Raw genomic sequence first — 16,797 nt, 5'->3', positions numbered from 1 at the left:
TCGCCGGGTCGGCGGGGCGCCGGCCGGGCCTGGTGTCGCGCCCCCGACACCGCTCCCCGGACCTGCGCCCGGTGCTCATTCGCATTCGCGGGTTCCGCGTGCGAACCTCACCAAAGACTGTATGAGCCTGTTTATTCAGTGGTCCTTTGCTGAAACAGTGGCCCTTGATTCCCGACCCGGTGCTTTCCGATGCTTTTAGAGGAGCCTGCATGATTCCGTTGTCATTCGCACAGCGGCGGTTGTGGTTCATCGGTCAGCTGGAGGGGCCGAGCGCGGCCTACAACGTGCCGTGGGTGCTGAGACTGTCGGGCGCGCTGGACCGGGCAGCGCTTCAGCAGGCTCTGCTCGACGTGGTACGGCGCCACGAGAGTCTGCGGACGATCTTCCCCGCAGTCGACGGGGAGCCGTTCCAGGAGATCGTGCCCGCCGACGAGATCGTGCTTCCGATCGTGTGGGGCGACGCCGGCGCGGAGGAGGTGACCGCGCTGGCGGCCGAGGCCGCAGGCCACGTGTTCGATCTGGCTTCCGAGATTCCGGTGCGAGCGCGCGGGTTCTCGGTGGCCCCGGATGAGCATGTGCTGGTGCTGCTGGTGCACCACATAGCGTGTGACGGCTGGTCGTCGGGCCCGTTGGGCCGGGATCTCGCGGCAGCTTACGCGGCCCGGGCGGCCGGGACCGCGCCGGAGTGGGACGAGCTGCCGGTTCAGTACGCCGACTACACGTTGTGGCAGCGGGAGCTGCTGGGGGCCGAGGACGACCCGGGCAGTGTGCTGGCCCGGCAGTCGGCGTATTGGCGTGCGGCGCTGACCGGGGCGCCGGAGGAATTGACCCTGCCGTTCGATCGGCCGCGTTCCCGGACCGTCGGCCGCCGCGGCGCCGCGGCGCCGGTGGTCATTGATTCCCCTCTGCACGCGCGCATCGCGGAGCTGGCCCGCAAGACCGGTGTGACGCCGTTCATGGTGGTGCAGGCCGGGCTCGCGGCGCTGCTCTCCCGGCTGGGGGCGGGGACCGACATCCCGCTGGGCACACCGGTGGCCGGGCGCGTCGAGGAGGCGCTGCACGACCTGGTCGGGAACTTCGTCAACACCCTGGTGCTGCGGACCGACCTGTCGGGGGACCCGACCTTCCGGGAGGTCCTGGCCCGGGTCCGGAACACCGACCTGGCTGCGTTGGAGAACCAGGACCTGCCCTTCGAGCGCCTGGTGGAGATCCTCGACACGCCCCGGTCCCCGGCCCGCCACCCGCTGTTCCAGGTCATGGTGGCCTTCGATACCGACGACCGGGTCGCCTTCGAGCTGCCCGGCCTGCGGGTCACCGAGATGGCCGGCCCGGCCTGGGACACAGCCAAGTTCGACCTGAACTTCGAGTTCCGCGAGCAGCACGAGCCGGACGGCCGACCGGCCGGGATCGCGGGGACCGTCGAGTACGCCACCGACCTGTTCGACCACGACACGGTCCAGGCGCTGGCAGGGCGGTTCGTCCGTCTGATGGAGCAGCTCACCGCCCAGCCCGACCAGCGGGTCGGCCTGGTGGACATCCTGACCGACCGGGAACGCGGGTTGCTGCTCGAGGAGTGGAACGACACCGCGCGTGCGGTGCCGCAGGACACCCTGCCTGCGCTCTTCCAAGCCCAGGTCGCCAGGACGCCCGACGCGGTCGCGGTGGTCTGCGGTGACACGAGGCTGACCTACACCGAGCTCAACGAGCGGGCCAACCGGCTGGCACACCGGCTGGTTGCGTTGGGGGTGGGTGCCGAGGAGCCGGTGGCGCTGATGCTGCCGCGGTCGGCGGATTTGATCGTGGCGGTGTTGGCCGTGGTCAAAGCCGGTGGGTTCTATGTGCCGATCCACGCCAGTTTCCCACCGGAGCGTGCGGAGTGGGCGGTGGGTGACTGCGGCGCTCGTCTCGTGCTGACCGATGATGCCGCGCTGTTGGCGGGGTCGAGGTGTGATGCGCGGGTGGTTGTGCTGGGGGACTTGGAGGTGTCCGGCGAACTGGACAGCGACCCGGATCGGGTCGTGAGCGCGGATCAGTTGGCGTATGCCATGTTCACTTCCGGATCCACCGGGGTTCCCAAGGGGGTGGCGGCCCGGCACCGGGACGTGGTGGCGCTGGCGTTCGACCGGCGTTGGCAGGGCAAGGGGCATGAGCGTGTGCTGGTGCACTCGCCGCATGCCTTCGACGCTTCGACCTATGAGATCTGGGTGCCGCTGCTTTCCGGCGGTCGTCTGGTGATTGCGCCGGCGGGGGACCTGGAGGTCCAGGGTCTGCGCCGGCTGATCGCCGAGGAGCGGATAACGGCGCTGTGGCTTACCGCGGGTGTGTTCGCGCTCATGGCAGAAGAAGCCGCCGAGTGTTTCAAGGGCGTGCGCGAGGTATGGGCCGGCGGCGATGTCCTCTCGCCGGTCGCCGTGCGCCGCGTGCTGCAGGCATGCCCCGGTATCGAAGTGGTCAACGGGTACGGTCCCACCGAGACCACCACGTTCGCCGCCAGCCATCGGCTGCGTTCGGCTGATGACCTCACCGATCAGGTGCCGATCGGCCGGCCGTTGGACAACATGCGGGCGTATGTGCTCGACGGCGGGCTGCGGCCGGTGCCGGTGGGGGTGGCCGGTGAGTTGTATGTGGCCGGTGCGGGGCTGGCCCGGGGGTACCTCAACCGCCCGGGGCTGACCGCGGAACGGTTCGTGGCCTGTCCGTTCGGTGCGCCTGGGGAACGGATGTACCGTACCGGGGACCTGGTGCGGTGGCGGGCGGACGGGAATCTCGAGTATCTCGGCCGTGCCGATGACCAGGTGAAGATCCGGGGGTTCCGGATCGAGTTGGGCGAGATCGAGGCGGTGCTGGGCCGGCATCCGGGGGTCGGGCAGGTCACGGTCGTCGCCCGGGAGGACCGGCCTGGGGACAAGCGTCTGGTGGCCTACGTGGTCCCGGCCGGTGCGGGTGTGCTGGATACCACGCAGGTGCGCCGGTTCGCCGGGGAGAGTCTGCCGCAGTTCATGGTGCCGGCCGCGGTCGTGGTCCTGGACCGGTTGCCGCTGACTGCCAACGGGAAGCTGGACCGCAAGGCCCTGCCCGCCCCGGACTATGCGGTCGCCTCGACCCACCGCGCTCCGACCACGGTGCAGGAAGAGCTGCTGTGTGCGACGTTCGCCGAGGTGCTGGGTCTGCCCGGCGTGGGCGTCGATGACAACTTCTTCGAACTCGGCGGTCACTCCCTGCTTGCGACCCGGCTGGTCGCCCGCATCCGCGCCCTGCTCGGGATGGAGATCACCATCCGCGCCCTGTTCGAAGCCCCTACCGCCGCCGCCTTGGCCGGTGTGCTGGTTGCGGCCGGGCCCTCGCGTCCGGCGCTGGTGGCCGCTGTTCGTCCGGAGCCGCTGCCGTTGTCGTTCGCGCAACAGCGGTTGTGGTTCCTGGGCGAGCTGGAGGGGCCGAGCGCGACATACAACATTCCGGCGGTGATCAGGCTTTCCGGCGAGCTCGACGGTGCTGCGCTGGCCACGGCGTTGCGGGATGTTCTCGGACGCCATGAGGTGTTGCGCACGATCTTCCCGGCGGTCGAGGGCCTGCCGTACCAGCGGGTGCTGTCGGTCGAGGAGCTGGGCGAGGTGCTCACGGTGGTGCCGGCCGACCGGGTCGGGCCGTCCGGTGTGGACGCGCTGGTGGCCGAGGCCGTGGGCCACGGCTTCGACCTGTCGGCCGAGGCGCCGTTGCGGGCATGGTTGTTCGAGGCCGGTACGGACGAGCATGTGCTGGTGCTGCTGGTGCACCACATCGCCGGCGACGGCTGGTCGATGGCGCCGCTGGCGCGGGATCTGTCGGTGGCCTATGCAGCGCGCCGCGCCGGCCGGGCACCACAGTGGGCGCCGCTGCCGGTGCAGTACGCGGACTACACGTGTTGGCAGCGCGAGCTGCTCGGCTCGGCGCAGGACCCGGAGAGCCTGCTGAGCGGGCAGCTGGCCTATTGGCGCCAGGCGCTGGCCGGACTGCCGGAGGAACTGTCGCTGCCGGTCGACCGCGCCCGACCGGCGGTGGCCACGCACCGCGGCGCGAGCGTGCTGCTGGACATTCCCGCCTCGGTCCACGCGCAGGCCGCGGAGCTGGCCCGGGCCGAGGGCGTGACGGTGTTCATGGTGCTCCAGGCCGCTCTGGCCGTGGTGCTCTCCCGGCTCGGCGCCGGCCCGGACATCCCGATCGGGACCCCGGCGGCCGGGCGCACCGACACCGCGCTCGACGACCTCGTCGGGTTCTTCGTCAACACCCTGGTTCTGCGCACGGACCTTTCCGGCGGTCCGTCCTTCCGCGAGCTGCTGGCCCGCGTGCGCGAGCAGGCGCTCGACGCGTACGCGCACCAGGACGTGCCGTTCGAGCGCCTGGTCGAGGAGCTGGCCCCGGCCCGTTCGATGGCCCGCCATCCGCTGTTCCAGGTGATGCTGTCCCTGCAGAACAACACCGATCCCGTGCTCGACCTGCCGGGCCTGCGCACGAGCATCCTGCCCGACGGCGACACCCCGGCGAAGTTCGACCTGAACGTCGACCTGAGTGAGCGCTTCGACGACCGCGGCAGGCCCGCCGGGATCACCGGTGAACTCGCCTACGCCGTCGACCTGTTCGACCGCACGAGCGCCGAGCGGATCTCCGGGCGCTTCAGCCGCGTCCTCGACACCCTGACCGCCGGTCCCGGGCAGCGGGTCGACCGGGTCTCGCTGCTGACGGCCGCAGAGCGGGAGAAGGTGCTGCACGGCTGGAACGACACCGCACACCCGGTCCCGCCCACGACGCTGCCCGCGCTCTTCCAGGCCCAGGCGGCCCGTACCCCCGAGGGCATCGCGGTCGTCTTCGGCGACACCGCCTTGACCTACAGCGAGCTCAACGTCCGTGCCAACCGGCTCGCCCACCACCTGATCGACGACGGAGTCGGTCCCGAAGACGTCGTGGCCCTGGCGCTGCCGCGGTCGATCGAACTCGTCGTGGCGATGCTCGGCGTGGTCAAGGCGGGCGCCGCATATCTGCCGATCGACGCCGACTACCCGGTGGAACGGGTGCGGTTCATGATCGAGGATGCAAAGCCGTCGTACGTGCTGACGCTTCAGGGCACCACGGCACGCCTGCCGGCCGACGCGCCCCTCCTGGTCCTCGACGACCCGGTCACGCAGAAGAGGCTGACCGCGGACCCGGCGTGGGACCACGACCCGGCCGACACGGACCGCACCACCCCGCTGAACCCCGCGCACCCCGCCTACGTCATCTACACCTCCGGTTCCACCGGAACCCCCAAGGGCGTGGTGATGCCGCACCGCGGCATCACCAACTTCATCACCGTCCATCGTGAGTCGGTCTTCGCCGCCGCCGCTGTGTCGCCGAACGGACGGCCCCTGCGCGTCGCCCTGACCAACTCGATATCCTTCGACGCCTGCTGGGATCAGCTCTCGTGCCTGATGGAGGGTCATGAGCTGCATGTCGTCAGCACGGAGGTGCTGTCCGACAACGCCCTGCTCGCGACGTGGCTGGACGAGCACGACGTCGACTTCCTGGAGCTGACCCCCTCCCACATGGCCTCCGCCGTGTCGGGCGGTCTGTTCGACGACGGCCGACGTCGTCCGGCGCTGCTCGTGGTCGGCGGCGAGGCCGTCCCCGACTCGCTGTGGGAATGGCTCGGGTCACTGGGTGACGGCACCCGCAGCTTCAGCTTCTACGGGCCCACGGAGTGCACGGTCTACCAGGTCTTCGCCCAACCCCGGTCCGCTCCGCGGCCGATCCTCGGGCGGCCCACGTTCAACATGCGGGTGTTCGTCCTCGATGACGCTCTGGAGCCGGTCCCGCCCGGCGTGACCGGGGAGTTGTACGTGGCGGGTGCCGGCCTGGCCCGGGGGTATCTGGGTCGTGCGGGGCTGACCGCGGAGCGTTTCGTGGCGTGCCCGTTCGGCGCCCCCGGGGAACGGATGTACCGGACCGGCGACCTTGCCCGCCGGCGCGCCGACGGCAACCTCGAGTTCGCCGGCCGTGCCGATGACCAGGTGAAGATCCGGGGGTTCCGGATCGAGATCGGCGAGGTCGAGGCGGCGCTGGGCGGGCATCCCGGCGTCGCCCGGGCCGCCGTCGTAGCCCGCGAGGACGTCCCTGGCGACAAGCGTCTGGTCGGTTACGTGGTACCCGGTCCGGGCCAGGATCCGGAACGGCTCGCCCAGCTGCCCGGCCTGCTGAGGCGGCACGTCGCCGGGCTGCTGCCGGAGTACCTGGTGCCGTCGGCGGTCGTGGTCCTGGACCGGTTGCCGTTGACGGCCAACGGGAAGCTGGATCGCAGGGCCCTGCCGGCACCGGACTACGCGGTCGTCTCCACCCACCGCGCCCCGACCACGGTGCAGGAGGAGCTCCTGTGCACCGCCTTCGCCGAGGTGCTCGGTCTGCCCTCGGTCGGTGTCGACGACAACTTCTTCGAACTCGGCGGTCACTCCCTGCTCGCGACCCGGCTGGTCGCCCGCGTCCGGGCCCTGCTCGGGGCCGAGCTCGCCATCCGCACCCTGTTCGAGGCCCCCACCGTCGCCGCCCTGGCCGGTGCGCTGACCGGCGTCGGGACCGGGCCTTCGCGTCCGGCACTGAGGGCCGCGGTTCGCCCCGACCCGATGCCGCTCTCGTTCGCGCAGCAACGGCTGTGGATCGTCAACCAGTTGCAGGGGCCGAGCGCGACGTACAACATGCCGTTGGTGCTGCGCCTGTCCGGGACGCTGGACCGCGGCGCGCTGGAGGCGGGACTCCGCGATGTGGTGGGGCGGCACGAGAGTCTGCGGACGGTCTTCCCGGCACCCGACGGCGAGCCGTTCCAGCGGATTGTGCCCGCCGACGAGGTCGTGCTGCCCATCGTGTGGTCCGACGCCGGTGCCGGCCAGGTCGCGGATCTGGTGGCCGAGGCGGAGGGGTACGTGTTCGATCTGGCTGCTGAGATCCCGGTGCACGCACAGGGGTTCTCGGTGGGTCCGGACGAGCACGTGCTGGTCCTCGTGCTGCACCACATCGCCTGTGACGGCTGGTCGGCGGGCCCGCTGGGCCGGGATCTCGCGACTGCCTACGCCGCGCGGGTCGGCGGCAGTGCGCCGAAGTGGGACGAACTGCCGGTCCAGTACGCCGACTACGCCTTGTGGCAGCGTGAGCTGCTGGGCGCCGTGGGCGACCCCGGCAGCCTGGCGGCCCGGCAGTCGGTGTTCTGGCGCGGGGCGCTGGCGGGGCTGCCGGACGTGCTGACCCTGCCGTTCGACCGGCCGCGTCCTGCGGTGGCCAGCCACTGTGGTGCCGAAGTGCCCGTGGCGATCGGCGCGGATGCGCACGGGAGGGCCGACGAGCTGGCCCGCCAAGCGGGGGTGACGCCGTTCATGGTGGTGCAGGCGGCGCTGGCGGCGCTGCTGTCGCGGTGGGGCGGCGGGACGGACATCCCGATCGGCACGCCGTTGGCCGGGCGCGGTGACGAGGCGCTGCACGACTTGGTCGGGTTCTTCATCAACACCCTGGTCCTGCGCACCGATCTCTCGGGGGATCCGACGTTCCGTGAGTTGCTGGCCCGGGTCCGGGAGACGGACCTGGCGGCGTTCGAGAACCAGGACCTGCCCTTCGAGCGGCTCGTGGAGGTCCTGGCCCCGCCCCGGTCCCTGGCCCGCCACCCCCTGTTCCAGGTGAACCTGTCCTTCGACAACAACGCCGGGGTCTCCTTCGACCTGCCGGGGCTGCAGGTCGCCGAACTGGTGCTCCCGGGGCGGAAGTCGGCCAAGTTCGACCTGAACTTCCTGCTGCGAGGGGTGTACGGAGCGGACGGGCGGCCGGCGGGGATCGAGGGGGTCATCGAGTACGCCACCGACCTGTTCGACCACCACACGGTCCAGGCGCTGGCCGGGCGCTTCGCCCAGCTGCTCGAGGAACTGATCACCTACCCGGACCGGCCCATCGGCACGACCGAAGTCCAGGAACTGCCCGAACGGAGCCGGATCGGGTCGGCGACCCCAGGGGGGCTCCGCCCCGGAAGGCGGCGGGTGGTGGTCGGTCCCCGTCCCCCGCTGGACCAGCCCGTCGGCGGAACCGAACGTGACCAGCTCTGAAAAGGAAGACTGCTATGACGCAACGCGCCAAGACCGTCCGCGAGTCGGGGCTACGCTCATGAGCGAGGCCTCCGCGGCCGTCGGGACGAAGCCGCCCTCGCTGTTCCGGCAGCGGAACTTCGCGCTGCTGTTCACCGGCCAGACGGCTTCGCTGTTCGGCACCCAGATCACGTACATCGCGGTGCCGCTGACCGCCGTCCTGCTGCTCCATGCGACGCCGATGCAGGCCGGGGTGCTCGGCGCCCTCGACATGCTGCCGTTCCTGCTGTTCGGCCTCTTCGTCGGTGTGTGGCTGGACCGCCGGCCACGTCGCCCCGCGATGATGGCCGCCGACGTCGTGCGCGCCGTGGCCCTGGCCTGGATCCCCGTCGCGCAGGCACTCGGGGTGCTGGACATGGGCCAGCTGTTCGTCGTGGTCTTCGTCGTCGGCACGATGACCGTCTTCTTCGACCTCGCCTACCAGTCGTACCTGCCCGGTCTGATCGGCCGGGAGCGGCTCCCCGAGGCGAACGGCAAGTTCCAGCTCTCGGACACGTCGGCGCAGGTCGCCGGGCCGGGAGCGGCGGGCGTGCTGGTCAGCGCAGTCGGGGCGCCGGCGGCGATCGTGGTGGACGCGGTGAGCTACGTGCTGTCCTTCGTCACGGTGGCGGGACTCCCGGCCGACAAGGCGCCGGAACCGCAGCCCGGTGCACAGTCCCTCTCGGTCCGCGCCTCGATCCGCGAGGGGTTCGCCGTGATCGGGCAGCACCCGATGCTGCGCTGGCCCACCACGGCCGCGGTGATCGTCAACGTGTTCTCCGGCGCCCTGACGTCGGTGTTCTTTCTCTATCTGGTCCATGTGGGCATGGGCGCGGCGCAGGTCGGCCTGATCGTCGCGGTCGGCAGCGTGGGCGCACTGCTCGGCGCTCTCCTCACCGACCGGCTGACCGGACGGTTCGGCGTCGGCCCGATGCTGATCCTGGCGATGGCACTGCCCGTGGTGGGCTACCTCGCGCTGGCGGCCGTGACCGGCCATTCGCCCGTGTCGGTCGCCACCGTGGCGGCCGCCTCCTTCGTCGTCCAGTTCGGCATACCCGCCTTCAACGTGAACGTGGTCAGCTTCCGGCAGGTCTTCACCCCGGACGAACTGCTCGGGCGGGTCACTGCCACGGCGCGCACCGGCATCGTGGGGGCGTTCGCGATCGGCTCGCTGCTCGGCGGTGCGCTCGCGACCGCGGCCGGGCTGCGGACGACTGTCCTGGTGGCCGCGGGTGGGACGCTCATGGCCGCCATGGTCCTGCTGTTCTCGCCGGTGCGCGCGGTGCGCCGTCTCTACGAGCCCGACGCCGACGCCGATTCGGATTCCGGGCCGGTCTCCGACGTGGCCATTCAGGAGCAGACATCATGACAGCGACACCCCGAGGGGCCGGACGATGACGACCACCGAGACCTGGCAGGAAGAGGGCTACCAGCTCGCTCCGCAACAACTCGCCCGGTCGAGTGAGGGCGGGAGCACGGCGGTCCGCACCGTCCGCACCGCCGCGCGGATCGCGGTGCCGGATCTGGAGACCCGGATCACGGCGGCAGTCGCGGAGCACGAGATCCTCCGCACGCGGTACACCCAACCCGGGGGGCTGCGCACGCTCGTCCAGGTCGTGGATCCGGCAGGTCCGGTCGCGATCGACGGGTCGGGGACCGGACGCACCGTGTTCCGGGCCGGCGCGCTGACCGTCGAGCACGAACTCGGTCCGGACGGCACGCGATTGGTCCTCACCCTGCCGCGGCTGAGCGTCGACGATGCTTCCTGGAGCCGGCTTGTCGGCCTTCTGCTCGAGGACGCGGTCGTCGACGGCGCCCCGGACGAGGGGGCGGAGCTGCAGTACGCCGATGTCGCCGCCTGGCTCGGCGAAGTCCTGGAGCAGTCGGCGCGGTCGGCGTCCGGCGAGCCGGCGCGGCGGTCGTCGTCGGCACTGCCCTTCCTCAAGCCCGTCGGCCCCGGGGACGCGGCCGTCGAGCCGGTGAGCGCCTCGACCGTCGTCGAGGGGCCGGCGCTGGAACAGCTGGACGAACTCGCCGCGCGGTGCGGCGTGAGCGAAGCGGCGGTGCTGCTGGCGCTCTGGCGCGCGCTGTACGGCCGCTACTGCCGCGACGCCGACGACCAGGTGGTGGTGCTGTCCGACGGCCGGTTCACGGAGGGTCTGGAGAGCGTGCTCGGCCTGTTGGAGCGTCCGGTACCGGTGCGGCTGGAGCTTGCTGCGGACGCCCCGGTCGCCGACGCGCTGCGGGCGTCGCAGGACGCGCTCCGCTCCGTGGCGGAGATCGAGAACCACGTCGACCCGGGGACCGTGGCGTCCGCGAACCGCGCGCCGGACGGCGGTCCGCTCTCGTACCGCCACCGCGAGGACCGGTGGGCAGAGGAGCTCTCGGCCGGGACATCAGTGCACGAAGCCCATGGTCCGCTGCACCTCGACTGCGTCCGCGGGCCGCGGAGTCTGCGCCTGACCTTCGTCGGTACCGCCGGCCGCATCGCCCAGGCCGATCTGGACCTCGTCGCGGAGGCCTTCGGACATCAGCTGGCCGATGTGCTGTCCGGCGGCGCGGAGCGCGCCGTCGGCGGCCTGCGGCTCACCGCGACGAACGCGCCGGACAGGGGTGCCGAGCCGCCCGCGCGGCATGCCCCGGTGCTCGACCGCTTCCTCGCGCAGGCGGACCGCACGCCCGCGCGACCCGCGCTGCGCTGCGGCGAGACCGTCGTGTCCTACCGGGACGCGGCGCTGCGCGCGGACGCGGTGGCACACCTGCTGCGTGAGCACGGCGTGCGGGCCGGGCAGCGGGTCGCGCTGCTCGCCCCGGCCTCGGCGGAGACGATCGTCGCGATGCTCGGAGTCTGGCTCGCGGGCGCGGCGTTCGTCCCCGTCGACCCCGCGTGGCCGCGGCAGCGGATCGAGACGATCCTGCGGGAAGCCGACCCCGTACTGCTGCTCACACCCGACCCGACGGCCGACTACGGGACCTCCGTCCCCAGTGTTTCCACGGCCGACGCGGTCGTCGACTCCGGGCGTCCGGTGCCGGGCGGCGCCGAGGCGGCGGGCGCGGCCTACGTGATCTTCACCTCGGGCACCTCCGGCGTACCGAAGGGCGTGGTCATCGGGCACGAGCAGGTGGCGCACTACGCGGCGGCCATCGGCGAAACGCTCGGCCTGTCCGAGGGCGCCGAGTTCGCGGCGGTCTCCAGCCTCGCCGCGGACCTCGCCTACACGGCGGTCTTCCCGGCCCTGGCGAGCGGCGGATGCGTCCAGCTCATCCCCGCCGAGACCGCCACGAGCCCCGCCGCTCTCACCGAGTGGTTCCGGGCGAATCCCGCGGCCGCGATGAAGCTGGTCCCCTCGCACCTGACGGCGTTGCTGGCCGAGGCGGCCGATCCGCTCGCGCTGCTCCCGGGCGAAGCACTCGTGCTCGGCGGGGAGCTGCTGCCGCGTGCGCTGTACGAGCGGTTGCGGGAGATCGCGCCGGCGCTGCGTGTGTACAACCACTACGGCCCGACCGAGACGACGGTGGGCGCCTCGTGCGTCGCGCTGGACGACGCGGTCGACGAACGCTGCTCGTCGATCCCGGTGGGCGGCGGCCTGGGGGCGAACGTCCTGACGGTGGTCGACGCGGCGGGCGCCGCGTTGCCGCCCTGGTGCCCCGGGGAGGTGGTGATCAGCGGGCCCGGCGTGGGCCTCGGCTATCTGGCGCAGCTGCGCGAAGGGCTGCCGGGCTTCGGCGACGCCGCGGGCGGCTACCGGACCGGCGACCTCGGGCGCCTCGTGCCCGGCGTCGGCGTCGAGATCCTCGGCCGGATCGACGATCAGGTGAAGCTGCGGGGATACCGCGTCCAGGTCGGCGAGATCGAGGCGCTGCTGGCCGGGCAGCCCGGCGTCGGCGCCGTGGCCGTCGTGGCGCGTGCGGACGACAGCGGCCTGGTGACGCACCTCGACGCCTACCTCGTCGGCGCCGCCGGGGCGCCGGCTCCGTCGATCGAGCAGGTGCGGGCGGCTGCCGGCGACTGGCTCCCGGCCGCCCTGGTGCCGACCGGGTGGCAGGTGCTGGAGCGGCTTCCGCTGACCGGCAACGGCAAGCTCGACCGCCGGGCCCTCGCTCCGATCGAGCCGCCGAAAGCCCGGACCGGCCGACCGCGCGACTCGGTGGAACAGCGCCTGCTGGCGATCTGGTCCTCGATCCTCGACCAGGACGTCACATCCCCGGACGCCGACTTCTTCGAGCTCGGCGGGCAGTCGCTGCGCGCGATCAAGCTCATGGCCCAGATCAACAACGCCTTCGGCTGTCGCCTGCCGATGTCCGCAGTGTTCAGCGCCCGGACCGTCGAGGCGATGGCCGCGCTGGTACGCAAGAGCGACGTCCAGGACTCGATCCTGGTCCCGCTGCGCGCCGCCCATGAACCGGAGGGCGGGGCACCGGTCTTCTGCGTCCACCCGGGCGGTGGCAACACACTGAGTTACTGGGAGCTGGCCCGTGTGCTGCCGGCGGACCGGTCGGTCTTCGGTGTCGAAGCCTGGGGTCTGCACGGCAGGCCGCCGCAGCAGGACTTCGCCGCCATGGCCGAGGAGTACGCGGCGACCATCGCGGCCGTCGGTGATGCCGCGCCGGTGATCATCGGCTGGTGCTTCGGCGGGGTCATGGCCTACGCCACGGCCCAGGCGCTGCGCCGCCTCGGGCGCGAGGTGGCCCAGCTGATCATCGTCAACTGCGGCGTCCCCGACGTGGACGGCGCCCTGGCGAAGCAGCCCGACGACCATCTCATGCGCCGCTTCGCCTTCCACTACCAACTGGACCTGCCGACGGGGGAATTCGGCTATCCGGAACTGCTCAACGCCCTGCAGAGCGTCGGGCGACTTCCCCCGGACTCCGGCGAGGCGGAGCTGCGGAGCCTGCTGGACGTCTACATGACCAACATGACCGCCCTGGACCGCTTCTTCGTGCAGCAGCGCACCACACTCGACCGCCCCGACTTCCCGGTGCTGCTGGTGCGTGCCGAGCCCGCCGACGAGCCGCTGGATCCGGACCGTACGTGGGGCTGGGGATCGGTGGTCGGTCCGGAACTCGGCTTCGCCTCGGTGGCGACGACCCACCACGGCATCATGCGGCAGCCCGCGGTCGCCGAACTCGCCGAGCTGATCGGGCGGGAGCTCAAGGCATGACACACAGGACCACTGGGGTCGCCGCAGAGGAAAAGAGGACGCAGAACATGAACGAAGCGATGTCCGCGGCACCGGGACCGCGCTCCCTCAAGGGCGCGACCCGGCGGGCGGTGCAGGTCTCCGGCGGGGATCCGGTGACCATCGGTTTCCTGCCGGAAGCACCGTCGGCACCCGCTCTGATCACGCCCGCCGGCCCCGGCGTCGACCTGCCCGGCTGGCTGCGCTCGAACCGGGAGGACCTCGAAGCCCGGCTGCTGCGGCACGGCGCGGTCCTGCTCCGAGGGTTCCACGCCGGTTCGGTGGAGAAGTTCGAACAGGCCGCCTCGGCCCTCTGCGGCACCCTCTACCGCGAGTACGGGGACCTTCCCCGAGAGGGCGAATCGGACCGGGTGTACAAGTCGACACCGTATCCGGAAGACCTCTCGATCCTGTTCCACAACGAGAGTTCGCATCTGCCGCAGTGGCCGATGCGCCAGTTCTTCTCCTGCATCGTGGCCCCGCACTCCGGAGGCCAGACGCCGATCGTCGACTGCCGGACGGTCCTCGCCCGCATGCGTCCGGAACTGGCCGAGCTCTTCGCGGCCAAGAAGCTCCGTTATGTCCGCAACTTCATCGACGGCGTCGACGTCAGCTGGGCACGCTTCTACGGCACCGACGATCCCGCCGAGGTCGAACGCAAGTGCGCCGCGGAGGGAACCGGCTTCGAGTGGATGCCGGACGGCAGCCTGCGCACCTCGCGGGAGGCCGAGGCGGTTCTGCGCCACCCGGTGACCGGCGAGGCCGTGTTCTTCAACCAGCTGGCGCTGCACCACCCGTCGGCGCTGGACCCGGAGACGCGCTCCTCGCTGCTCGCGTTCGGCGGCGAGCAGAGTATGCCGCGCAACGTCTTCTGGGGCGACGGTACCGTCATCGACGACGCCGTCGTGGCCGAGGTCCGCGACCTGATGGACCGCGAATCGGTCGCGTTCTCCTGGCAGGAGGGTGACGTCCTCGTCATCGACAACATGCTGGTCGCGCACTCGCGCAGTCCCTTCACCGGGCCGCGGAAGATCGTGGTCGCGCTCGGCGACATGACCGGCGGGCCCGAGCCCGCGGTCTGAGGCCTCACCTGCGTGGACCGGCGCCACGGCCGCAGGGAGGAGCGGGCAGTGGGGCTTTCTCGGCGAAATGGTCTTCTCGAAGCGGTGTGATCCGGGTGTGTCCGGACGGACCGGAGTCGAGTTCGTCGCCCGCCTGCTCCTCCCCGCGCATGGCAGAGGGTTTCGGACGCCGCGAGGCTCACGCGGGCCGGGCTCGTTCAGCCAGGCCGTGCCGGTGCCACCAGCAGGGCTGCCGGGCACGGCACGCCTGGTGCCGGACGGCACCTCGCGGCGGGGGCATCGGCATCCGGCGAGCGCTCGAGCACGTCACGCTCGGCCCCGGGCGGATCGGCGACATCGCCCGCGCCGCCCCCGTATCGCTGCAAGTGCACCCGCGTCCAGCAGCCCGTGAGGGAGTGCCGACCGGGGGAGCACACGGCCGAGCCGGTCGGGATCGCTGTTGAAGGACGCGAAATGCGGTCCGAAGAAATACTGTTGAAGGAGTGACTTTTCATGTCCAAGCCCGATGTGTCGAAGCTTCTCACGAAACATGCCGCCGAGCGGGCCAAGAGGCTCCGGCCGGATGGCAGCGATCAATACCTGCGGCTCAGCGGCGATTTCGCGCACATGATCGAGGACCCGTTCACCGATCGCATGGAGCGCGAGCCGTACCGTGACCACGTCACGGTCGCGTTCGTCGGCGGGGGTTTCGCCGGCCTGATGACCGGCGCGTATCTGAAGGAGGCGGGGGTCGCCGACGTCAGGATCGTCGAGACCGGAGGCGACTTCGGGGGAACGTGGTACTGGAACAGGTACCCGGGTGTTCAGTGCGACGTCGCGTCCCTGATCTACCTGCCGTTGCTGGAGGAGACCGGGTATGTGCCCACGGAGTGGTACGCGCACGGTCCGGAGATCCTCGAGCACTGCCAGCGCATCGGCAAGCAGTACGGGCTGTACGAGAACGCGCTGTTCCACACCCGGGTGACCGGCCTGGAGTGGGACGAGACCACTCGGCTGTGGACGGTGCGGACCGACCGCGGCGACGAGTTCACCGCGCAGTTCGTGAGCTGGGGACTCGGCCACCTGTCCGTGCCGAAGCTGCCCGGCATCCCCGGCATCGAGACCTTCGCCGGCCACGCCTTCCACGCCAGCCGGTGGGACTACGCCTACACCGGCGACCCGGAGGGCGGACCGCTGGACAAGCTGCGTGACAAGCGCGTGGCGATCATCGGCACCGGGGCCACCGCGGTGCAGGCCGTTCCTCACCTGGCAACCGCATGTCAGGAACTGTTCGTCTTCCAGCGCACCCCTTCTGTGGTCGACGTCCGCAACAACCGGCCGATCGACCCGGAGTGGTTCGCTCGGACCGCCACGCCGGGATGGCAGCAGCGCTGGCTGGAGAACTACGCGGCCAACATGACCGCGGCCGAGCAACCGGCCGAGGATCTGGTCAACGACAGCTGGACCGCCCTGGCCAAGGTGATGCGCAGCGCCGGACAGGCGCCGATACCGGACTCGGACACGGCCGAGGCGTTGAGCGGCAGGCTCTACGCGGATGAGGTGTACGTGGATCTCGTGAAGATGAGCGAGATCCACGCCCGGGTGGACGAGACGGTCGAGGACCCGCGGACGGCGGAGCTCCTCAAGCCCTGGTACCACATTCCGTGCAAGCGCATCACCTTCCACGACGCATACCTGGACGCCTTCAACGCGCCGACGGTGCATCTGGTCGACACGGACGGCAAGGGGCCCGAGCGGATCACGCCGCGAGGCGTCGTGGTGGACGGCGTCGAGTACGAGGTGGACTGCATCATCTACGCGTCGGGGTTCGAGGTCGGCACCGCGCCTACGTGGCGTGCCGGATTCGACGCCGTCGGCAGGGACGGCAAGCGGCTGTCGGAGCACTGGGCCAATGGCATGCGCACCATGCACGGCATCCACGTGAACGGGTTCCCGAACGCCTTCCTGGTCCAGCCCTTCACCGGGGGGACGAGGTTCTCCAACCTCTCGCACAACCTGTCGGAGGCGGCAAGGACCGTCGCGGCCGTCGTTGCGCACGCGGTCGGCGAAGGGGCCGACGTCGTCGAGGTCACCCGGCAGGCGGAGGACGCCTGGATGGACCATGTGGCCGTCGATCCGGAATGGAGCTTGTTCCTGGCCACCGACTGCACGCCCGGCTACCTCAACAACGAGGGAAAGGATCTCGGTCCGTACTCTCTCTTCGACGAATTCGACGGTGCCGATGCCCTGGGGTTCTTCCGGCTGCTGCAGCAGTGGCGTGAGGCCCGAGATTTTGCGGGCCTGGAGTTCGACCACTCCGGGGAGTGAGGCCTCCACTCCGGCGGACGGATGAGTTCTGATCAGGGGGTTGTCGGCGTCGGCCGCCGCGTCACCGGGCCCGACCTCGGGAGTGTGCGCGAGGACCTCCTGGTCCTGTGTCGGCGCGCGCGG

Annotated in this window: 5 protein-coding genes; all 5 read left to right on the top strand. The window is 71.1% G+C overall.

The window, feature by feature from the left end:
* Positions 1-146 precede the first annotated feature (146 nt).
* Positions 147-8,087, top strand: coding sequence for an amino acid adenylation domain-containing protein (locus AB0H32_RS39310; protein ID WP_361131466.1), 7,941 nt, complete (start codon positions 147-149; stop codon positions 8,085-8,087).
* A 58-nt stretch (positions 8,088-8,145) separates the two neighbouring features.
* Entirely contained in the window at positions 8,146-9,474 is a 1,329-nt protein-coding gene (locus tag AB0H32_RS39305) for an MFS transporter (protein WP_361131463.1), read from the top strand.
* A 25-nt stretch (positions 9,475-9,499) separates the two neighbouring features.
* Complete coding sequence (locus tag AB0H32_RS39300; RefSeq protein WP_361131460.1) at positions 9,500-13,267, top strand: AMP-binding protein; 3,768 nt, start codon at positions 9,500-9,502, stop codon at positions 13,265-13,267.
* A 47-nt stretch (positions 13,268-13,314) separates the two neighbouring features.
* Positions 13,315-14,367: a TauD/TfdA family dioxygenase gene (locus AB0H32_RS39295; RefSeq protein WP_361131457.1), complete on the top strand. Its 1,053-nt coding sequence runs from the start codon at positions 13,315-13,317 to the stop codon at positions 14,365-14,367.
* Between the two features lie 492 nt (positions 14,368-14,859).
* A complete protein-coding gene (locus AB0H32_RS39290) occupies positions 14,860-16,674 on the top strand; it encodes an NAD(P)/FAD-dependent oxidoreductase (RefSeq protein WP_361131455.1) in 1,815 nt (604 codons plus the stop codon).
* The last annotated feature ends 123 nt before the right edge of the window (positions 16,675-16,797 follow it).

It is taken from the genome of Streptomyces sp. NPDC020362, from assembly GCF_040642095.1.
Lineage (GTDB): Bacteria > Actinomycetota > Actinomycetes > Streptomycetales > Streptomycetaceae > Streptomyces.
This window is presented reverse-complemented; position numbering and strand designations above follow the sequence as displayed.